Origin of the sequence: Bacillus silvicola, from assembly GCF_050524305.1 — a bacterium.
Classification (GTDB): Bacteria; Bacillota; Bacilli; order Bacillales; family Bacillaceae_G; genus Bacillus_A; species Bacillus_A cereus_AT.
Genome location: NZ_JBNGVC010000013.1, coordinates 1,705,966 through 1,726,518, shown reverse-complemented (window position 1 = coordinate 1,726,518; position 20,553 = coordinate 1,705,966). Strand labels below are relative to the sequence as shown.

The following is a 20,553-nucleotide window of genomic DNA, read 5'->3' as shown; positions in this document are numbered from 1 at the left end:
CAGAAATAATTACCATTGTGGTAAGTCGTCATTGTCTCCAAAGAGATGATCTAATGTATCCTCTCTTTCTACTACAGCCCACTCAAAACGGTTCGAAAGCTCATATATTGCTTCGCGAACATAATTCAAGCTGTGGAAGGCATCGTCTGGTGTTCTGTGGTCGTAGCGTTTCGTCCCCGTTGAAGTAGTGGACTCAGTGAATATCTTTTCAATGGCTGTATAATGATCAAAAAAGAACTCGACTTTATCCGGTTCTTTGTAAGGAATAACTATTTGTTGTTTATGAAACATGTCAATAAGCTTATCCATTGAAAAAGTACGATCCACTTGTAATGTAGAATCATTAAATCCTTTGTATTCGCGTTTTCGTGGGTCGTTAGCATACGTTACGTAGCGACAGCTGATAGCATTTCGCCCATAGATACCATATAGTTTCTGAGACTCATAGCTACCATAACCAATGTCACCCACGATTTTTTCAACATTGAAGCGCCCTTGTAGCTTACACAAATGTTCAATAAGTTGATCATGGTGATTACGCTTATCGTTTTTATCCGGAAGCCAACTTTCTAAATAAACAATATAAATTTTCCCGTTATAACTGTGACCAATCGTTATGATTGTTTTGGATTTCTCTCCACTACCATAGTCAATACCCATTACTGTTTGGAATTCAGATTGCTTCTTCAAAGTTAGCGTTTTATCCGTACAAGCAAGTACATCCTCGAGTGTAATTGGTTGTTCCTCACCAGAATAAAACTCACCAAGTACCTCATTGTGGAATGTCATAGAATCCATCGTAAGGAAGTCACGCCAAATTTGATTAGCGCTAATCCAGGTCATGTTGAGCTGATTAAACAAATAGCCGCTATACATTTTGTTAGCTGGTTTAGTTGCAACCCAATGGCCATTTTCTCGGTCTAACTCTTCTTTACATTTCAAACAACCGAAATACCTACGCTCTGTTTCTTCTCCCTCATCTTGAACCATGATATTTTTCATCGTCATGAATTGATTATGTCCACAGTTGCAGCAGACGACGTTCCATTTCTTTTGGTCCGACTGTCCCCAAAGTGTTCTGTCATAATAAGAACCTTTTTGTTTAGGTGTGCCAGTATAGAAGCACTTCCCATTTAATTCTGTCTTAGGGTCCTTCATTTCCGAGTGAGAAACGGATTTTTCAATTGATTCGATGGCCGTCTGCGTAATATCCTGGACCTCATCAAAAAATACCATATCTCCTGGGATACCACGTAATGCATCACCATCAGCCCATGCACTACCAAAATAGTAAACTGTAGAGTTAAGCAATCGTATACGAGTTTTGGCATCTCCTTTTGGGTCCACCATTCCCTCAAGTATTCCTTGATTGCTCGCTTTAATAGAAGCCCTAAATCGGTCATTCACAAAACGTGTCGTTTGTTCTTGCCGTGGGGCTGTGTAAGTGATTGTTGTATAGGCTCGCTGATATCCTGAGTATTTCATCACGCGGTCAACTGTCTCCGATTTCTCTACTTGGCGACCCGCAACGATAACAATACGAGGGTGCTTATCCCGATACACATCATGTAAATGTCCTCTATGAGCAAAACGAAACGGCTTACCTTTTACAGTTCCAGTTGTTTCAGTAAATCCTATAGGGTCTTTCATTACATTCCGCATATGTTTTAATTGTTTGGCTGTGAGGTCATTCATCTGAACCACCTCATTTCTAAAAATTCACAGCAAATTTTATTGACCTTTTAATTCTTCATCATGTACTGTTAAATCAACACATCCATTTAAGGAGTTAAAAACATGCTATCTTCACTGAAAAACTGGATAAGAAAAGAATCCGATAGGTATCAGGCTATAAAAGAAGCAAACCAAAAAAGATTCCAGAATAAACTAGATAAAAAAGCTGGATTTTCTAATGCCATGCTTAACCCTTTATACAACGGAACAGAGATTATTATGAAAAATGGTTCAATTCTACAAATGGAAGCAATCGAAATTGTATTCATCGATACGAATACAATCAAAGTTACAAAGGGCCGCAAACATAAGACACTTTTAGGGACTAAAAAATATTCTTCAACTACCAAGCGTAAAACATTTAGGAAGAATGGACAGGATCACTTTGTAGATCAAATTGCATCCATTAGAAAATATTCTCCAAAAGAGCAACCAAAGTATATCGTGAATCCTAGCCTTCTCTAACATGTAGAAGCTTCCGAATTTTCTAAAGGAAAAATTTTTTTTAGTAAATTTATAGTTTCGAAAAATGTCACCATGCGAGCGGAAAAGCCCCCCTACCCTCATAATATTAGCGATAAATGTAGTAATGACGGGGCTTCGAGAGGTAAGAACACCACGATGTATAGGATTTGTATACAGTAACTAAAATGACTTCCGATAACTCTCGTTATGTAAACTATCAATCTCCCTCAAGCACTGATATATCAACGTTCTTAATACATACACAAAAAGTAGGTAGTGTATAAGTATACATCGTTGATATAACAACATTCTTGAAATCTCCTCGAAAGCCTATTTACTAACGTTTCCCATCATTTATACATGTTTTTATGCATTTGTTTTATGACTCATCACCCATATCGAATAACATGTTAAGGTTGATTCCTTTATCATTATCTTTGTGCTCTTTACTTACATTAAACTTACGATCAAATCCAAGTGCCTGCATGTATCGTAAAAACTTCGTGTCATAGTCATTGTAGCTGTTGCTTTCGTCTACTTGTTCACCAGCTTCAGCTATCTCCTTACGTTGATTGAGTATGAAGTTACGCAATGCTCGGTCTAATAACATAAGGTTTGCCAGGTCTAGTTCATAGTTAGCTTCATAGCTTTCCATCATAGAACCATAAAACACCCTCTCTTCGTCAGTCATAACAAAGCGCGCATATAAACCGTATATCATATTGGCCTGTGGAGATAAGTTAGCTAACGCCCTCTCCTTACCCTCTACCGTAACAGGTCCAGTACACAGTCCTCCATGTCCAGCGCATCTAGCCGAGCCTTCTACAGGAGGTTTCGTACATATCTTTCCGGTTGATTTGTTTATAGCGCCGCATATAACCTTCACATCTTGGAGTTGCTTTCTTAGAAACTCAGCTTTCTTTTTACGGGCCGTATCATAAGACATGTCGTTAATCTCATTAGCAACCGCAAGAGCATCGTTCTTTAGTTTTTGAATAAGCATTTTCTCGTGTTTTTTCATGAGAATCACCTCCTCAAATTTCATTTCTGTATTTCCTTATTAGATGGTCAAGCGCATCGATGGGAGGGTAAATTAATCCCTTCCACACTCGCATATCCACCCCTTCGCTCTATAGCAAGCATGAGCGCATTTCCAGTGAAATGTATGGTTTCGTATCAGACTGGATTTTATCGGCTGTTACATGTAAAATTCCAACTGTTTAGTTGTTATCAAATACAACCGAAACAACATACTTTGCATTTAACATCGCCATAATTTCCCCGTTATCATCTTTGATATCTATAACGATATCTGTAGTGAATAATTTATTGCCAAGTTGTCTATATAAAGCTAATAAAGATGGGCCCTTCATAACATGAACATCACCATTAACAGTTTTTAATACAGCTCTCTTCATACTTTCACCCCTAATCCTTATTAATCAAAATAATCGCAGGACCACTAACGACAAATCCACCGACTTCAATTTTTTTCGTAAGGCTCAACAGAAATGGTTGAAATACCTTCACGTTTCTCCAGTTCATCACTTAGATCTTTGGTTGATATGTCTTTTAGATTCACTTGTAAACCTCCTACTTCAGTCTTCCACAATTCAATAAATAATCCGGTACGTGATATTTTATTATCCACACATAAACAAAAGAGCAACCGTGCATCATCAGTTGCCCTTTCGTCAATTCTTTATGTTATTACTATAAACCCTTTTTGCAATAGTTAACATGAACTGAAGTGAACTTAATACTTTGTTAACCTAACTTTTGAGCATATTCAATCATACGCTTTATTTGCGAGTGTTTATTATAGATATAACGTGGACTGTAGTCTAACTCTTCAGCAAGCTTTTCCAATGTCTTGCCCTCCACATACTTACCATACATAATTTTATGTTCCAAACCGTAGAATGTACTAATTACCTTTTTGAAATCAAACATGTCATTCATCTTATGAGCTAAATCATATTCCCGTACAGCAATACGATCTTCAAGTTTTGCTCCTTCTGACTCAGCGGTTAATCGTACCTCTCGCAAATCACCACTGACCCATCGTTTTAGTTCTCGCTTGCTTCGGTATAAGTCACTTTCCAAATAGATAATTTCATCTTCTAACTTTCGATAATCTTTTAACCAGTCTAACACTTGATGATTCACCTACTTTCTTTATAAGCGTGTAGAATTCGTTTTAAGAGGTTTTACAACTTTAGATACCTATGGTATTCAAAAGAAATTCAAACGCCTATTCCCCCTGTTTTATGACGTCGTTTTTACTAAGAAATGAAAATCCCTTACACACTTTCAATGATTTTGTCAATTAACTCATTTAATTCACTTTCTGTTTCCATATCTGCCGTATTGTCCGCAATCTCTTGCAATTTTGTAGATAGTACTAATAGAAAATCTGTGGATGCTCTCACTTTTTATCCCTCCTGCATAAAATTCTACGTTTGATTCATACTATCTATGAGCCAATATGGCTGAACTTCCTAAGTTGAAATCGTTAGTAAAACTCTCCTCTTACCTTGGGCCACAGAGAGCAGTTAGCTTATGCTAGCTGTTTTTTGTATTGTAAAACTTCTATCACTCATTCCCTATTCGCCCTCCTTTCTTTTCTATATATATCTTCTAATTGATTCAACGAAAGTTCATATAACTGTAGCCCTTCTGGTGTTTTAAAATATCCCATTTGAATTAACTCAGATTGGTAGAACTCCTTTTGAATTTCAATCGCTTTATTTATTTGATGAATAGAAACTGTTTCAATCATATAAACCCTCTTTTCAGTAGCTCACGAGCCATATATAAGAAATGGTGATAAATATAGTTTCCGGTAGTAGCAGGTGCAAGAAACACAGTAGAAAATCCATATCGCACTTCGAATGTTTTCAGACTACCTAACAACGATTCGGGTTTGTATCTACTCCTGTACTCACCCTTCAATATTTTTTGATAGCCTTCCAAATCTTCCACGATAAGAACAAATGGGTGTTTAGAAGCACGTATTAATTCATTTTCAAATCTGGTACGGTCTTTAATGGACTCCACAAGTTCATCTACACCGTTTTTCCGTTCTAATCCGGCACTTAAATAAACATCACGTGTAACTCCCATTGCTGGATTACTTGGAATCATTGCTGAATAATCAGCTGTTTTCATTGTCTGTATTTTGAAAGGTACTTTCTTTTTACGAAAATACTCCAGTACATGTTGATTCTTTTGTTCCCGCGTGTCTACGATAATTTCAAGTGTATGGAGAATCTTCTTTAATTCCGACTCTGAGTAGCGATAATGAATGGCACTCATATAAATTGCTCCATTAACTCTGGATTTTCAAATCTATTTCCAATTACTTCAACATCATAACCCCTCCATAAAAAATCTTTCAGTGGGTATGTTCTCTGATCACCCAGATGTCCAGTTACACAAAAACAACCATCATCAAAGGTTACTTCGGCAATATTTTTAACATTTCCACTACAAATATGAAGGATATCCGCCTCATAGACTTCCTTATCGTCCTTGTCTGTTAATCCCGTATATTGCATCACCACTACTAATTTATGTTCAACATGTCCCCTGAAAAATTGTTTTATAGTGTCCCAACCATACATTTGCTCAACACCTAAATCCCATGCTCGAAACTTACTCTCTCTCATATTCAATCTCCTATCACAGTTAATTTCCCCCAAAAAAGAACGTCCATTTTCACTGTCCCGACGATTTTTAGCCTTTCGGGTTACAAAAAAGGTTACAACGCCTACTTCTAATTTGTTATCCTTCTCGCCCTTACTCTCCCAAGGGCTTTAGCTTTCAAAGGTGTTAAAAGGTTACAAGAGGTTACAAGCAATTCCACTAACTTGTAACCCTCTTCATCCTTACTCTCCCAAGGGATTGAGGCTCATCGATTACAAAAGTTACAGCTTTTCCGAAAAAAAAACACTATATATAATGTAAGAAAAACTTTTTAATGATAAAACATTTTCCATACGTATATATGTATTATACTTGTAACTTTTGTAACCCTTACCCTTCTATACCTTGTGGCTCTAGGGATGAATGAGGTTACAAGCTTGTATTTTCCCTTGTAACCTTTGTAACCCCATTACTTCAAAACCATTGATATGACTGCATTTATGAAGGTTACAAGTTGTTATCCTTGAACATATTTTCCCGGTATTTCTTCAAAATCAAACCCTAATTTTTTTACATAATCCATATTAACGGGTATCGCCCGATACGTTTTTCCCTTTTGTTTAATCGCAACATAATCTACATATGTTCCTTTCTCTTTCTTCCCTACCGTTATCCCACGCTTTAACCACTCTCGACGGGTCGGTTTCTCTTCTACACCTAAGAATCGAGAGATGAAGGCTGGCATGAAATATAGCTGATCTTTTTTATAAATAGCCTTATTCAGCGTTGGTTCCCACGTGTAAAAGATATCCTGTCTACTACTATCCAAATCAGTAAGGATTTCCTCTAAAAACTGCATCGGCTTGTCTATTGCTTTATTTTCCTTGACGATTTCATCAAACAAATCAGATATTGCTTGTAAATCCACATCCAGTCGTAGTTTTTCCTTCAATATGCTCCCAGTGAAGTGAACGGCTGCATAGTATCCCGCAAGTCTCGTTAGCACTTCATTCCCTTTTGCTTTCTCTACATAATATTTCCTGAATGTAGGGTACTCCGAGAGCAAGGTCTTCTTATTTGCGAGCCATACTTGCAAGAATGCAATCCCAATCGCTCCATAATTTTTTTCCATCCCTTCATGAAGGCTCATAATATTTCCGTGATTCTTCCCAAGCGGTTCATCAATAAGAGGAATAATACGAGCAGCCGCTCCCCCTTGATTCTTCGCATATTCATTTAAAGATACTTCACCTGTGCTGAGGAGAATGTTGTGCCACGTGAATTCCCTCTGACTTCCTTTTAGAGAACCACGCCCCTTGGAGCGCCCTCCGCTAAATTGATAAATGATATCTTTTAATATGCGTTCATTGGCCTTTCGTGTGTCATCTAGCAGTAAAGGGAAACTATTTAAATAAGCCGCTTTTCTTTCAATCGATACTTTTGTGGCATTCCATTCGCTCATCAACCTTTCATTTCCCCATACACTGGCAGCCGCTTTGAGTGTCGTCGTTTTCCCTTGTGAGGTTGTACCACTTAAATCAACAATGAAGGGCTGTAGACGCAAGTCTTGAATAATAACACTCGCAAAACTAGCAAGTATGAAAAAGACTGCCTTCGGATTCTGTTTGATACGTGCAAACACTTCTTGTTTCCAACTTTCGCCGGTCCCTTTCACTTCAAATGCTTCCAATAGTTGTTTCTCACCATAATCAATCGCCATGATTTCAACATCTTTTGTTACAGATGGATGAATAAAACTATCCTTGACATGTCCTAAACGTTCTACTGCTCGATATTGGCCTATATCATTCATCACTAAATACTGGTCAAAGTACGTAATGATTTGTTTCACATTATTATCATGAACAGAAAAGCCCCTATCGCTTAATTCTAATAATTCTTTCCTAATCGCAATCGTGGAAGCTGGTATGACTTCTTTCACGGCCCCGTTTTGTTCCTTCCATTCGATTTCATACAACACTTGTGAACGTTCTATGTTATGAAATTCCTTGGTTATATAGGGCGTTTTACGCGAAACGAGTTTCGTGATTACATTTCCATCCTTATCCTCTTTTTCCTCAAAAAGTGTAGCATTTGTCCCTACTTTAAACGGCTTCGGAATCACTGTATTTTTGCTACTACCTTTCACATAGGATTCAGGGGTTTTTATATCATTAGGCGCCGTATTTCCCCCCTCACTGACCTTTCTATAAGCAGATTCCACTTTCTCCTGTACGGTTTGGAAAGGGAAGTCTTTCTTGTGCGGTACAAAATATTGATAAGCGAGTTGTAAGCTTCCTAATACATCTTGCTTACTCACACCACATGTCAATAACCTTCTCGCCATATCATAAAAATCACCGTCACGCGATCCGCTTCCTTCATACGGATATGCCATTGGTGAAGGGGTTTTCGCACCATTCCAAGCCTTATATAAAAAAGAGGGCAGTTCATCCACTCCTTTTAAGCTTTGCGTAACCAAATAACGCCCCTCTGTATTTTCAGTTGGAAAAACAATATAACCTTTCTCCGCAGCCCGTGTATCCTGTGTAAGCCCTAATCGATTCACATACTTTTGGTATTGCCCTTGTGCACGTGACTGTTCTGTTTCACTACAAAAAATAAACTGCCAACCATTTGGTGTTTGCATGGCATGATGATGAATGTGCTCCCCGTCTAGAAGCTCACGTAATAAGGCACCTTCTGTTTTATCATCGATATCAACGACAACTCTTCCTTCTGGAATTCTAACGCCAATCCATCCACCTTTTTGTATCCATGCGTGAATTCGTTCGTCTTGTAATGTTCCTGTTGTTTGCCACTTTCCCACTGCACATTTCGCTTTTTGATACTCTCTATTTCCATTTGCATATCCAATTAACTGAATAATTTTTGCATGCGGAAGTACTTCCTGGATGCGTTTTGTATAACTTGGCATTTTATGCGGCACATTCTCACCCTCCCACACTGATTACATAACAGGCTAGAGAGAGAACCACATGAACTCTCTCCTACCTGCATTCGATTTATTCTCAAAACGGCACGTCTGAATCGGAGACCTGGATACTTTGAGGTGGTACAACTTCTGACGGTTTAAATCCAGTTACTTGTGGGTACGTCTTCCCGTTGTATTCACGATCGCCAACTACTACTTTTAACGACTTATTCATTAATATATCTGCCCATTCTTTATAGCTTCTAAAATGCATACCAGCCAATCCTACCGCTGTAGATACTGTATAAGTCCACTATAAAATATCATCATGTATAAATCGTTTCCGGATACCCGATAATGTTTGTAAAAAGCATAAGGGGAGAAAGATACGCTATGCCACATAAAATACAAAAATCACAACCTTTAACAATATCAGATTTACGAAAATTAGAGAAAAAAGAAAAACAAACTTCTCGTCAACGACGTATTACAGCTGTTCGAATGGTAATGGAAGGATATACAATGGTGGACGTAGCGGCCATACTTGGTATGCATCGTCAAAGCGTTGCTCGTTATGTGAAAAAATTCAAAGAACATGCACTAGAAGGATTACTTACTCGCAAACAAATCCCAGGTAAAAAGCCGTATTTAACTAAGCAACAACAGGGAGAATTGAAGCAACTCATTTTAAATACAACTCCAGCGGAGTTGCAATTCGGTCAAGAAGCTTTCTGGAATACACGCAATATCCAATACGTCATCAAAGAGAAATTTGCTATTTGTATGTCGCGTGAAGGCATCCGTAAAATGTTACATCGGATGAATTTTTCCTATACAAATGCTACTTATGTATTGAAAAAAGCGAATAAAGAAAAACAAATACAGTTTCAAAAACAATTAGATATGATAAAAAAAACTTAATTGATGAAAATACTGTACTCTTATATCAAGATGAATGTCACTTTAGAGATAGTCAAACCGTTCATGCTACATGGTTTGCAAAAGGGAAACAAAAGAAAATTGCAGTGTTAGGAAAGCGTATTTCAACGTCTTTATTCGGTACGATTGATGCAATCACTGGTAAATTTCTCTGTACAAAAGCAGAGTGCTGTAATGCTGAAACGTTTCAGCAATTTTTAACATATGTGTTAAAAGAATATAAAAATAAGCACGTTGTGCTTGTGTTAGATAACGCAAGGTATCATCATGCTAAGCTATTGAAATCTTTTTTGCGAGAAAATAACCGCCGTCTGACTTTGCTGTTTTTACCTCCATATTCCCCGAACTTAAATATGATTGAACGTGTATGGAAGGTAATGAAAGAAAATGTATTAGCAAATTGTTATCATGAAACGATGGATCATTTGATGGATTCAATCTATCAATTTATAGAATCTATTGATAAAAATCCTGAGGCAATCCTCAGTCGTATTCAACGTGCAGACATGTCGATTTTTTAAAGAGGACTTATATGCATGTAATCTCCACATTGAATTCTCTGTTACAACGAAGTTATCGAAACGTATTTGTTGCCCTTGATGCGGTTGTGCTACATCACTGCGAATCTCGTAATCAACGATAATGCGTGGGTTCCCATTTTGTGATGTTGTCTGATCATATTTCACCACCGTTACTTCATACTCACCTGGCTTTACTTGGTCAAATCCTTTTGCTTGCGTTGGGTCTACTGTAAACATTTATTTTTCCTCCTTAGTTTTTAAATCTTTTAATCTATCTAGAGCTAGTTGAGCTAACCTAATCGTGAAGTTTTCAAGTTTCCTATTTGCTTTCATTTCAAATTCTTGTACCTTCATTTGCATTTCTGGATTCCCATTCACCATTTCCATTACTTGATTAATTAGGCTCGTCCGTCTTGATTCTTCCTCAGCTTTCACATCAATCCCTAATTCCAGCCATTGGTATAATTTGCGCCCTACATCAGCTGTAATCTTCTGTGGACTTCCTTCAAACAGTTGCGTATTATCCTTAGATGTATCAGCCACATGGTCAATATCGATGACAAAATTCAGCATAAACTCATACTCCATTTCATCTTTTTGTACAGGCTTAGTACCAACTTTACGTGGAGCCATTCTTCCGTTTGCATCCGCTTCTACCACATACTCAGTCTTTGTTCTAAGAGTTGTTAGAATATGAACGTCATTCTGAGTTAATGTTTTGATTAAGTTGTTCGTTTCAGAAGATAATTTACCCCAATTTTGAAATGAGTTACCTGACATCTGACCGTGAGTTTCTACAATACCGCCTTCACCTTGCCAATTATGAGATAGGGAATCTATGATGATGACTTCCGCTCCTGCCTGTTTCATGACACCAACAGCTGCATTGTATCGTTCTGTTGTATAGGGAGGTGGAAAATCCACATGAAGGAAGCTTCCAATTTTCGTTTCACCATACACAAGACCAACATGTAATTTAGAGCGATTGTGTTCAGTATCGATGACACCTATCTTCTTCCACAATTCTTCTTCTGATAAATCAGGATAAGCTTCTTGCATCATTCCGCAGGCTGTGAGCAATGCACTACCTGTTTTGCCTGATCCACTACAACCAATAAAGCCAATGACCGCTTTCATCTTTTCACGTTGCGCTTCTGTCACTTGAAACATAGAATCACCCCCTGACCATGCTTTTCAAAACAAAAATGGAAGCTTCAAAATCTTGAATTTTGCTTTCCGTGTCCCGAATATTTTTTTCAACGATTGGCTTCTTTTCTATTAACCTTTCTAATTCACCCTTATGTTCACGCAACTTTCTATTCATGACAGTTAATGCCTGTTCTAATTCTTCAATTGCAGCGTTCAAAACGGTATCATCTCTTCTTGTTTACTTACTTCATACACAGCCATCAACGCTTGTAGCCCATATTCATAAGCAACAATGATGGAAGCTGCACCTGGAACTTCGCTTTGTTTATAGCGTTCTATTATATTCATGATGATTTGCATTTCATTTTCAATCTTTTGTTGTACGTTCACTTCACTCACCTGCAATCTTCTTTTTAGAATGTGACTCTACATATGTTGTGATACATTCTGTTTCGTCGTGTATGGAATCACCGTCAAAATCATAATATTCTTCACCGAAATATATTTCTTTCCCACAACTTTGACAGTAGTCCATCACGTTATTTATCATTGAATCATGTGGATTCCCTATAACCATTGCATTTTCAATTATGTTAAATCCCTCCCTGTTATCTATTGATTACCACTTCATATTCCACAGTTTTTCTTACTACTACGCCATCAAAATCAGCAGCAGTTTTCTTTGCTAAGTCGTATGGAAATTCTTTCGCACCTTTCACATGTTTAGAAATCACTAATGGCGTTTCATTACCTATAAATAAATTCCCCACCATCACTACATATGCAGTTTTCACTCCCAATTGTTCATTCATTTTAGCCCCTCCTTTACATTCTTGATTTTCGTGCTATACTAACTTTGAATTTTTTTAAATTAGATCACCTGTTGGCGCAGGTGGTTTTTTAATGTCCTTTTACCTAAGAAAAATGATTTTTGTTTCATCGATTTATAATCTGGATTGATTTTTAAAAATGCTTCATTCTTCTTTTTATTCACTGTGGATTTCCCCATCTCAAATTTCATTGCAATTTCTCTTGTGGTATATCCCTCGCCAATATGCAAAATGATTGATTTTTCTTTTTCTTCCAGCACACTCGTTACTTCTTCAAATTCAATGGATGACATGATGTCTTCTTCCACATTACTAGGAGACACTGCGTAAAATTCATTTACTGATTCCTCATCTCGATGCAAATCGATCGAATGCAGATTGATTTTGTTTCTTTCCTCATGACTCACTTTTCTACTTACCTTAAAAGGCGTTCCTTTCATGTGAAGCTCATCACTCATTGCCCATTTCATACCTTTCATGACATATGCATTGAATGTTTTCGCTCTCTCTGCATCATATTTCACACAACACGCCCATACATGCATACGACCTACTTGAATTAAATCGTCTAGCTCCATATTGTTCATTTCTGCAATTTGTGTGGCTCTTGCTATACTTCCAAACCTTTGTTTAATCGCTGCGAATACTAGATGCTGTTTTTCTTCGAACAACTCTTCAGGTGTCATTTTCTTTGACCTTCCTTTCATTACTTTTCCAAAAACTTTTTAATTGGTTTATCTAATAAACATGCAAGTGACATGACTGTACAAATTGTTGCCGCTACGATCATTAATGATATTGTGCTTTCCTCCATCATCCTAACGACTCTCTTTTTTCATGAAAGCAGCTAAGAGCCTGTTTATAGTCTTATAAATATGTTAGGATGTATGCAAAAACAGGAGATGAGTGTATGTCTTATCCAAGTGATATCAGCCGTGAAAAATTCGAGATCATTCGTGAGGAACTAGAAACGTTTAGCAAACGCACAAGTCCGCGAAAGTATGACCTTTATGATGTGTTCAATGCACTACTCTATGTTCTGAGTACAGGCTGCCAGTGGCGTGCTTTACCAAAAGATTATCCCAAATGGCAAAATGTTTACCGCTACTATGCAAAATGGAGTAAATCCAATGCCGAAGGTAGTAGTCTATTAGAGACCTTATTAAAAAAATTGTTGGGCAAATAAGGGAAGCAGTGAATCGCCCCAAAAGCTCTAGCTTTAATATTGTCGATGCCCAAAGTGTTAAGAATGCAGATACGGCTGAACAAAAAGGTTATGATGGTGGTAAGAAAGTTTCTGGTATTAAACGACATATCAGTGTAGATATTCTTGGATTTCCCCATGCAATCCATGTTACCACTGCCAATGTCACAGATCGAAAAGGCGCACTCGAAATGTACGAGCAATATCCTGAATTGAAAGAAACCATAGAAGCCATCCTCACGGATGGTGGGTACACAGGAGAAAAGTTTCAAAAAGAAATTCAAAAGCTATTGAATGCTGAAGTACAAGTTGCCCAGCGGTCCGAATTGCATCAATTTCAAGTGATCCCTAAAAGATGGATCGTAGAGCGCTCATTTGCTTGGTTAGAAAAATACAGACGATTGTTCAAAAATGTAGAGAGAAAACTAGAAACAAGTAAACAAATGGTTGTCCTAGGATTTCTCGCTATTTTAATAAAAAGATAAGACTATAAACAGGCTCTAACTGTTTCCACGTGAGTTCTTTCAGCAATTGCTTATGCTTCTCTACGAAACAATTCGGAATGTCATCTATCGATTTCAGTCCTAACTGTCGCTGCATATAAGATGTAATCTGACGCATCACCCTTGTAGCATCCTTTTTGATTAACTCTCGAACCGCTTGTTCTAGATCAAATTTTGTCCCTTCTATCGCCTCAAACTTCAGTTGAACCGTATTTTCTACAAAGTGTTTTGCCTTTGCATGGCGTTCTTGTTGTAGTTGGTCTCGAATGATTTTAGAAGCCACATTAGATATCTGGGTTTCCGTTAATCGATTATCAAAACTTCCAACTGTTTGGTCTAAACCTGCAACCTTTTCCGTTTGGATTCCTACTACCTCGCCAAGCTCGCCTATGATATGACTGTTTTTACGCAACTCTTTTTTCGTATTTTCTGTATCCAGCGTGTAATTCTGCGTAAACACTTCACACATTCTCATCAAATGCCTTACTGCTTCTCCATTCTCTCCACGTTTGATAATAAGGTCTCCATTTTCATCCATTGTGATTGGTAAGTTTCTAACGTTCTCCACATTCATTCCTCCATTAATTAATTTTTCTACCTGTCATAGCAATTTCTAAATCATTTGTTAACTCTCGCATCGCCTGTATACGTTGACGTAAGTTTTCTTTAGTAGCGTCGTTTGCATTGGCGATAGAACCACGCATTAAAGCTGATATGGATACGTCTTGAATGAAACTATCTATATGAGCAATGATTGTGTGTACATTGGTGTTTGCTAGATAATTCAACGAGGACTCTTCTTCTCTTAAATCCTCTGGATTTTTCAACAGCGCATCCGCCTTTTGCTTATAGAAATCCGCTGTATCCTTGAGTTCTGCATTTTTATCCCTGAATTCATTTATAATGTTAATATGTTCTTCGGACTCGATTTGTACCTCTTTCACAACTTCCCGTTCCACAATCTGCGGTTCTTGTTGTTCTAACTCTTCGATTTGCTTACGTGTAAGTTTTTCGGATTTACGGGCTTGTGTGGCTTCTTTTTGGGCAAGCTTCGCTTTTTCTTCGGCTTGTTGAAGGAGCTTGTCCTTTTCTTTAAGTGACTTTTTGACTTCCCTTAGTTCACGAACAGTCATTTCATTAACTGTCTTCTCTTCTCCTGTGGAGGGAATCGTGTGCGGTTCTTCGATGAATTGTTGACGATTTATTTCTTGTGGTAGAGATAACATTTCAAATATTTTTCCTGTCGGTAAAACGCTCGACGTCGCGTGCTTTGCAAATTGGTCATATGCTTGTATTAATTTCCTAGCTGTTTGTGGGACAACATCAACAGATTGTAACCATTTTTCCCATTCACCATGCACTAAATTCTTTTCTTTCACATACTTTAATCGTTTTCCAATCTCAAATATCGATTGACCTGCAATTTGTTGATAACTTTTTATCTCTGCTGTAATTACGTTGATATCAGTTGATAAGTTCATCACTTCATTCATTTTTGCACCCCGTTCAAACCTCCACACTCTCATTTACATTTTTCTACTTCATGTGGATTTTGTGGATAACCTGTTAATAAGTTGTGGATTTAGTCACACTTACCTTTCAATACATCTACCACACTTTCATTCCATCTAATTTGATACCCGCTATGCCCTGCCCATTTCGTGTAAACGGCATTTCCTCCCCGTATTTCTTTCCTTCATCAGTTAAGTGCCATTCTTTATCCTCTTTGACTTGTAATCCTTTTTCAAGGAGTAGTTGATTTACAGCTGGTGCTTTCAATCCGATCTGCTTACCTATTTGAGTTGGATTCAGAAATCCTGTTTCGTGTATAGCAGTAGGTAACAATTGTTTATACGCTGTGAAGTCCTCCCCCGTTTTCTTTTCTGCACGCTCGATAGCTACGGCATAAGCGATACCTTCTTTTACACCCGCTATGCTTGCTAGTGTTCTTGCCATATCCATTTCTTGGCGGAATACGAGATTGACTGACTTTTTGCGTGGTTTAGATTGTTTAGGTTTAGCTTCCTTCTTAAGAAATGCATCCGCTAATACATCCTTAACTTTTAACTGATACGTAATTAAATTTTGCGTGAGTTCAGGTTGATTCAATCGCATATTCGGTGTAATTGAAATTTTAGCTAACCATAATGGAAGATAATTAAGTTCAATACATAAAACTTCTTGAAGTCCACTATTTGTAGGGAGGGTTAACTTTGACCCGCCACTCCTTAAGACTAAATCCGATTGAATCTTCTTACGTTCATTCCGCATTTGATCATCTGACAGTCCAATTCCCTTGCATACCCACTTAACGCCAACATAAATTTTTTCATCATTTGCTTTCACTGCCATGATTTCTGCACCATTAAAATTTACTAGCTGTTGTTCTACCGCAACTACTTTTTGTCCTGTTACATCTACAATAGTTTGTCTCGCCATGATAAAACCTCCTAAAATTTATTGATGAAATACAAAGTTGAATGTTTTTCGCAAACTCGCATATTCTCAAACAAAAATCACTGATATCCGACAATTATCTACCGCATTTTTCGACATATTAAGTAAAAAATATTCCTTCAACCATTTTCAATTTTGCTTTCTCTTTCGTCTCACGTTAGTAAGCGTTTACATTTTATCCTCGATGATGCGTGATTAAATATTTTGTTTCTTGTATTTTGGACATACCTACAATTCATCGTGAAATTTATCAAGAAACCATCTAAAAATTCATTAATTTACTTGCGGATAATACTCCGTTCATGCAGATTTACCTCCTCCTCGTTCAACATATGGGTACTTTTCATGGAAAAAGGAAACTGGTACTTTTCCACGCTCCACCCAATACCCTTTTGCTTTAAGCTCATCATTCAGAGCTTTAATTCTTATTTGAGCGGTTCTTATACACCCAAGTCCCAACATTGACTGAACATCTTTTGAATTGTAGAACAGTTTTTTATCCATTATTCAACACCTCCAATCCCAATACCTTTAAACGGTATTATGTTTCAAAAAAAAATCATCATCATAAATATCATCATCTACTTGCGGTAAACGAATCATATCTGAAGGTATGTCATATACTAAAGATGCTTTTTTCAAAACCGGACCAGGAATAGCAGTAATTCCCCGTTCATAATTACTAAGTGTTTTTGCAGTGACACCAATCTTTTGGGCTGCTGGTTCTTGTTTAAATCCAGCATTCACCCTCGCTGCAGCTAATGTAATTTGAAACATATTTTTCAACTCCTTTCGACAAGTTCTGATTTTAATTTACTACCGTTTTACCGAATTGTCAACGGAAATAATACAAATACATTCCTTTAAAAAGTAGTTTTACTATTTACATTTCTACCGTTTTTCGGTATTGTGGTATTAGAAAGTGAGGTGAGCGCAAGAACATGGACACTAAAAATTTAAAAAAAATTTTTTCGAATAACTTAAAAAAATATTTAAATCGTAACGGAATTTCTCAAACAGATTTAGCTAACGAGCTAAATATACCAGAAACTACTTTTTCTAATTGGATGCAAGCCAAAACTTATCCTAGACCAGATAAAATTCAAATGTTGGCTGATTACTTCCAAATTACTCGATCCGATTTAACAGAAGCGGAACAAAATTATACAGGTGAACGTCCACCAATAAGTGTTAGAATTCCAGTCTTAGGTGAAATTGCTTGTGGTTCTCCTGTACTAGCAGAACAAAATTACGACGAATATCGATTTGAAGCAACTGACCTTCCAAGTGGAAAATTGGTATATCTTAAGGCTAAAGGCGATTCAATGGAACCGACAATACCTAATGGTGCTTATGTAATGATTCGTGAACAGGCGGACGTAGAATCTGGTGAAATAGCTGCTGTTCTTGTGAATGGAGATACAGAAGCCACCTTAAAAAGAATTAAAAGGCAAGGGAATATCATTATGCTTATGCCAGATAATCCAGCGCACAATCCAATGATTATAGATGAAAATAACCCAGCTAAGATCATCGGAAAAGCAATCAGATTTACTCAAGATTTGTAATTCTTTTGCGCAAAAGAGTTATACAGAAGGAGCAGCAAATCTATATACATTTGCTGCTCTTAAATATCTACAAAAGGAGTAATCTTAATGCCTGTTTATAAAGATAAAGAGAGAAAAACTTGGTATTTTAAAGTTAGATATAAAGATATGTACGGTAGAAATAAACAAAAATTAAAAAGAGGTTTTAAAAAACGTGGAGATGCTATTCTGGCTGAAGCTGAATTTGTTGCAAGTATTAAAGATGCATTCACAGATGAAGTGACCTTTGGCGAAGTATTTGAACATAATATTACTTTCAAAACTTACAAACCTAAGACTATTCGTCGTCGTACTAATGAGTATGATCTACACATCAAACCACGTTTTGGTCACATTAAAGTTAAAGATATTAATACCCAACAAGTTTTGGAATTCCAAAAGCATTTAAGCAGTACATTAAATTCTCCTGAAAGTGCAAGAACAGTTTATAGCAATTTCAAAGTATTAATGAATCATGCTAAGAGATTCTATAACCTTCGGTATGATCCAACACTGCAAGTACCAACTATGCCTAGAGGAAAAAAACGAATTGATTTTATTAAAAGAGAAGATTTTGATAAACGCGTACAAAAAATTAATATGCATTACTATAAAGAGTTAACTATTCTCATGTTCTATACAGGATTACGTGTAGGAGAAGCACTTGCTGTAAAGTGGAGTGATATTGATGTGGCTAAACATCAAATTAACATTAATAAATCTTGGAGCTTAAATGAGAAGGTTTTAACATCAGTAAAAACAACTGCAAGTGAAGCGATTGTTCCAATCCCTAAATTATTAGTAGAAATTTTGGATGAAATAAAAAAAGAATCCGCTGAAAAAACATACGGATTCGATGAAAATTATTTTGTATTTGGTGGCATTACTCCATACCACTATAGCCACTATCATAAGAAATATAAAGAAGTGTTTCCTGAATTACGTATTCATTCATTACGTCACAGTTATGCAGCTTATCTTATCAATAAAGGTGTAGACATTTATCTTGTTAAAGAATTAATGCGTCACGAAAATATCAAAGAAACCGCTGATACTTATGGACATTTATATATTGAACGGAAACAAAAAGCTATGAGCGTATTCGACGACTAATTGGTATCATATCGGTATCATAAAAATAACGATTTACAATTAGCCGTTGATACACTTATAATCTCATTACCCTATCGAACCTTCCATCTCAAACTTGATTAGGCGGTTCATTTCAACTGCGTATTCCATTGGAAGTTCGCGAGTGAATGGCTCGATGAAGCCCATTACGATCATTTCTGTAGCTTCTTGCTCAGAAATACCACGGCTCATTAGGTAGAATAATTGTTCTTCTGATACTTTCGATACTTTCGCTTCGTGCTCAAGTGAAACGTAATCGTTTTTGATTTCGTTGTAAGGAATTGTATCAGATGTAGATTGGTTATCCATGATTAACGTGTCACACTCGATGTTAGAGCGAGAGTTTTTCGCTTTTGGTCCGAATTGTACGATACCACGGTAAGTTACTTTACCACCATGCTTCGCAATCGATTTAGAAACGATTGTTGAAGACGTGTTTGGTGCTAAGTGAATCATTTTCGCACCAGCATCTTGGTGTTGGCCTTTACCAGCAATCGCGATAGATAATGTTAAACCACGAGCGCCTTCGCCTTTTAAGATAACTGCTGGGTATTTCATCGTTAATTTAGATCCGATGTTACCGTCAATCCATTCCATCGTTGCGTTTTCTTCACAAACCGCACGTTTTGTAACTAGGTTATATACGTTGTTCGCCCAGTTTTGGATTGTTGTATAACGGCAATATGCATCTTTCTTAATGATGATTTCTACTACCGCACTATGAAGTGAGTTAGTCGTGTAAACAGGTGCTGTACAACCTTCTACGTAGTGTACGTGTGCGCCTTCGTCTACGATGATAAGCGTACGCTCGAATTGTCCCATATTTTCAGAGTTAATACGGAAATACGCTTGAAGTGGTGTATCAACTTTAATACCTTTTGGAACGTAGATGAATGATCCACCAGACCAAACTGCAGAGTTTAATGCAGAGAATTTGTTGTCTGTTGGTGGGATTACTTTTCCGAAATGCTCACGGAAAATATCTTCGTTCTCTTTTAATGCGCTATCTGTATCTTTGAAGACGATTCCTAGAGCCTCTAGGTCTTCTTTCATGTTGTGGTATACAACTTCAGATTCGTACTGTGCAGATACACCAGCTAAATATTTTTGCTCAGCTTCAGGAATACCTAATTTATCAAATGTAGCCTTAATTTCCTCAGGTACTTCATCCCAAGACTTCTCAGATTTCTCAGATGGTTTTACGTAGTACGTAATTTCATCGAAATCTAAGTCGTTTAAGTCGCCGCCCCATTGTGGCATTGGCATTTCATAGAACTTATCCAGTGATTTTAAACGGAAGTCTAACATCCACTGTGGTTCTTCTTTCATACGTGAAATCTCTTCTACGATTTCTTTTGTTAAACCGCGTCCAGCACGGAAAATCGAAACGTCTTTGTCTTTGAAACCATATTTATAATCGCCGATATCTGGCAGTTGCTTCGCCATGTTGG

At 37.2% G+C, this 20,553-nt stretch carries 27 protein-coding genes and 2 pseudogenes; 6 read left to right on the top strand and 23 right to left on the bottom strand.

Features of this window, described 5'->3' with window-relative positions; genetic code table 11:
* Window positions 1-9: 9 nt before the first annotated feature.
* On the bottom strand, window positions 10-1,695 hold the full coding sequence (locus ACP6L7_RS31025) for a phage terminase large subunit family protein (RefSeq protein ID WP_430529408.1): 1,686 nt from the start codon (window positions 1,693-1,695) through the stop codon (window positions 10-12).
* Window positions 1,696-1,797: 102 nt separating this feature from the next.
* Here ACP6L7_RS31025 and ACP6L7_RS31020 point away from each other — a divergent pair, with 102 nt between their 5' ends.
* Window positions 1,798-2,199, top strand: coding sequence for a hypothetical protein (locus ACP6L7_RS31020; protein ID WP_430529409.1), 402 nt, complete (start codon window positions 1,798-1,800; stop codon window positions 2,197-2,199).
* Between the two features lie 379 nt (window positions 2,200-2,578).
* Here ACP6L7_RS31020 and ACP6L7_RS31015 read toward each other — a convergent pair whose 3' ends face one another.
* The 10 genes and pseudogenes from ACP6L7_RS31015 to ACP6L7_RS30970 all read right to left on the bottom strand — a co-directional run.
* Entirely contained in the window at window positions 2,579-3,220 is a 642-nt protein-coding gene (locus ACP6L7_RS31015; protein WP_430529410.1) for an HGGxSTG domain-containing protein, read from the bottom strand.
* Window positions 3,221-3,419: 199 nt separating this feature from the next.
* Window positions 3,420-3,617, bottom strand: coding sequence for a hypothetical protein (locus ACP6L7_RS31010; protein WP_430529411.1), 198 nt, complete (start codon window positions 3,615-3,617; stop codon window positions 3,420-3,422).
* 10 nt (window positions 3,618-3,627) lie between these two features.
* Window positions 3,628-3,781, bottom strand: a pseudogene (locus ACP6L7_RS31005) (BC1881 family protein).
* 185 nt (window positions 3,782-3,966) lie between these two features.
* Window positions 3,967-4,356, bottom strand: a complete 390-nt coding sequence (locus ACP6L7_RS31000; protein WP_430529643.1) for a hypothetical protein — start codon at window positions 4,354-4,356, stop codon at window positions 3,967-3,969.
* A 146-nt stretch (window positions 4,357-4,502) separates the two neighbouring features.
* Window positions 4,503-4,631: a hypothetical protein gene (locus ACP6L7_RS30995; protein ID WP_430529426.1), complete on the bottom strand. Its 129-nt coding sequence runs from the start codon at window positions 4,629-4,631 to the stop codon at window positions 4,503-4,505.
* Window positions 4,632-4,798: 167 nt separating this feature from the next.
* On the bottom strand, window positions 4,799-4,981 hold the full coding sequence (gene fbpA, locus ACP6L7_RS30990) for a Fur-regulated basic protein FbpA (RefSeq protein ID WP_430529427.1): 183 nt from the start codon (window positions 4,979-4,981) through the stop codon (window positions 4,799-4,801).
* On the bottom strand, window positions 4,978-5,517 hold the full coding sequence (locus ACP6L7_RS30985; protein ID WP_430529428.1) for an ERCC4 domain-containing protein: 540 nt from the start codon (window positions 5,515-5,517) through the stop codon (window positions 4,978-4,980). Before ACP6L7_RS30985 ends, fbpA begins: the two co-directional genes overlap by 4 nt.
* A complete protein-coding gene (locus tag ACP6L7_RS30980) occupies window positions 5,514-5,870 on the bottom strand; it encodes a YopX family protein (RefSeq protein ID WP_430529642.1) in 357 nt (118 codons plus the stop codon). Before ACP6L7_RS30980 ends, ACP6L7_RS30985 begins: the two co-directional genes overlap by 4 nt.
* A 494-nt stretch (window positions 5,871-6,364) precedes the next feature.
* Complete coding sequence (locus ACP6L7_RS30975; RefSeq protein WP_430529650.1) at window positions 6,365-8,785, bottom strand: DUF927 domain-containing protein; 2,421 nt, start codon at window positions 8,783-8,785, stop codon at window positions 6,365-6,367.
* Between the two features lie 94 nt (window positions 8,786-8,879).
* Window positions 8,880-9,080, bottom strand: a pseudogene (locus ACP6L7_RS30970) (DUF669 domain-containing protein); the annotation flags it as partial.
* Between the two features lie 95 nt (window positions 9,081-9,175).
* On the opposite strand from ACP6L7_RS30970, the gene ACP6L7_RS30965 reads away from it, so the two are divergent.
* Together ACP6L7_RS30965 and ACP6L7_RS30960 are read left to right on the top strand one after the other, a co-directional pair.
* A complete protein-coding gene (locus ACP6L7_RS30965) occupies window positions 9,176-9,703 on the top strand; it encodes a helix-turn-helix domain-containing protein (protein ID WP_430529346.1) in 528 nt (175 codons plus the stop codon).
* Window positions 9,679-10,242, top strand: a complete 564-nt coding sequence (locus ACP6L7_RS30960; RefSeq protein ID WP_137059045.1) for an IS630 family transposase — start codon at window positions 9,679-9,681, stop codon at window positions 10,240-10,242. Before ACP6L7_RS30965 ends, ACP6L7_RS30960 begins: the two co-directional genes overlap by 25 nt.
* Here ACP6L7_RS30960 and ACP6L7_RS30955 read toward each other — a convergent pair.
* The 6 genes from ACP6L7_RS30955 to ACP6L7_RS30930 all read right to left on the bottom strand — a co-directional run bounded on the left by ACP6L7_RS30955 (window position 10,156) and on the right by ACP6L7_RS30930 (window position 12,907).
* Window positions 10,156-10,479: a DUF669 domain-containing protein gene (locus ACP6L7_RS30955; protein WP_430529641.1), complete on the bottom strand. Its 324-nt coding sequence runs from the start codon at window positions 10,477-10,479 to the stop codon at window positions 10,156-10,158. The two genes, ACP6L7_RS30960 and ACP6L7_RS30955, sit on opposite strands and share 87 nt — an antisense overlap.
* A complete protein-coding gene (locus ACP6L7_RS30950) occupies window positions 10,480-11,412 on the bottom strand; it encodes a DEAD/DEAH box helicase family protein (RefSeq protein WP_430529640.1) in 933 nt (310 codons plus the stop codon). It lies immediately after the preceding gene.
* A 4-nt stretch (window positions 11,413-11,416) separates the two neighbouring features.
* On the bottom strand, window positions 11,417-11,608 hold the full coding sequence (locus ACP6L7_RS30945) for a hypothetical protein (protein ID WP_430529639.1): 192 nt from the start codon (window positions 11,606-11,608) through the stop codon (window positions 11,417-11,419).
* Window positions 11,605-11,781 (bottom strand): hypothetical protein, encoded by a 177-nt coding sequence (locus ACP6L7_RS30940; RefSeq protein ID WP_430529638.1) that lies wholly within the window; start codon window positions 11,779-11,781, stop codon window positions 11,605-11,607. Before ACP6L7_RS30940 ends, ACP6L7_RS30945 begins: the two co-directional genes overlap by 4 nt.
* 218 nt (window positions 11,782-11,999) lie before the next feature.
* Window positions 12,000-12,203: a hypothetical protein gene (locus tag ACP6L7_RS30935; RefSeq protein ID WP_430529637.1), complete on the bottom strand. Its 204-nt coding sequence runs from the start codon at window positions 12,201-12,203 to the stop codon at window positions 12,000-12,002.
* A 59-nt stretch (window positions 12,204-12,262) separates the two neighbouring features.
* On the bottom strand, window positions 12,263-12,907 hold the full coding sequence (locus ACP6L7_RS30930) for a sigma-70 family RNA polymerase sigma factor (RefSeq protein ID WP_430529636.1): 645 nt from the start codon (window positions 12,905-12,907) through the stop codon (window positions 12,263-12,265).
* A gap of 224 nt (window positions 12,908-13,131) precedes the next feature.
* On the opposite strand from ACP6L7_RS30930, the gene ACP6L7_RS30925 reads away from it, so the two are divergent.
* Window positions 13,132-13,910 (top strand): IS5 family transposase gene (locus ACP6L7_RS30925; RefSeq protein ID WP_430529356.1). Its coding sequence is split into 2 segments (ribosomal slippage): window positions 13,132-13,393 and window positions 13,393-13,910, totalling 780 coding nucleotides; the frame shifts between segments, so codons are not numbered across the junction.
* Here the strand turns inward: ACP6L7_RS30925 and ACP6L7_RS30920 are convergent.
* From ACP6L7_RS30920 to ACP6L7_RS30900, 5 genes are all read right to left on the bottom strand, one after another.
* Window positions 13,891-14,496, bottom strand: a complete 606-nt coding sequence (locus tag ACP6L7_RS30920) for a hypothetical protein (RefSeq protein ID WP_430529635.1) — start codon at window positions 14,494-14,496, stop codon at window positions 13,891-13,893. The genes ACP6L7_RS30925 and ACP6L7_RS30920 overlap by 20 nt on opposite strands.
* 13 nt (window positions 14,497-14,509) lie before the next feature.
* Window positions 14,510-15,421 carry a DUF3102 domain-containing protein gene (locus ACP6L7_RS30915; protein ID WP_430529634.1) on the bottom strand — a complete coding sequence of 304 codons (912 nt, stop codon included), beginning with the start codon at window positions 15,419-15,421 and terminating at the stop codon, window positions 14,510-14,512.
* Window positions 15,422-15,536: 115 nt separating this feature from the next.
* Entirely contained in the window at window positions 15,537-16,367 is an 831-nt protein-coding gene (locus ACP6L7_RS30910; RefSeq protein WP_430529633.1) for a phage antirepressor N-terminal domain-containing protein, read from the bottom strand.
* 318 nt (window positions 16,368-16,685) lie between these two features.
* Window positions 16,686-16,889 (bottom strand): hypothetical protein, encoded by a 204-nt coding sequence (locus tag ACP6L7_RS30905; RefSeq protein ID WP_430529632.1) that lies wholly within the window; start codon window positions 16,887-16,889, stop codon window positions 16,686-16,688.
* A gap of 27 nt (window positions 16,890-16,916) precedes the next feature.
* Window positions 16,917-17,162, bottom strand: a complete 246-nt coding sequence (locus ACP6L7_RS30900) for a helix-turn-helix domain-containing protein (protein WP_430529631.1) — start codon at window positions 17,160-17,162, stop codon at window positions 16,917-16,919.
* A gap of 164 nt (window positions 17,163-17,326) precedes the next feature.
* Between ACP6L7_RS30900 and ACP6L7_RS30895 the strand changes: the two genes are divergently transcribed.
* Together ACP6L7_RS30895 and ACP6L7_RS30890 are read left to right on the top strand one after the other, a co-directional pair.
* Window positions 17,327-17,953, top strand: coding sequence for a LexA family protein (locus ACP6L7_RS30895; protein WP_430529630.1), 627 nt, complete (start codon window positions 17,327-17,329; stop codon window positions 17,951-17,953).
* 87 nt (window positions 17,954-18,040) lie between these two features.
* The gene (locus tag ACP6L7_RS30890; protein ID WP_430529629.1) at window positions 18,041-19,084 is read left to right on the top strand and encodes a site-specific integrase; all 1,044 of its coding nucleotides are present in this window, start codon (window positions 18,041-18,043) and stop codon (window positions 19,082-19,084) included.
* A 66-nt stretch (window positions 19,085-19,150) separates the two neighbouring features.
* Here the strand turns inward: ACP6L7_RS30890 and sufB are convergent, their stop codons facing one another.
* Complete coding sequence (gene sufB, locus ACP6L7_RS30885) at window positions 19,151-20,548, bottom strand: Fe-S cluster assembly protein SufB (RefSeq protein ID WP_001118829.1); 1,398 nt, start codon at window positions 20,546-20,548, stop codon at window positions 19,151-19,153.
* Between the last annotated feature and the right edge of the window lie 5 nt (window positions 20,549-20,553).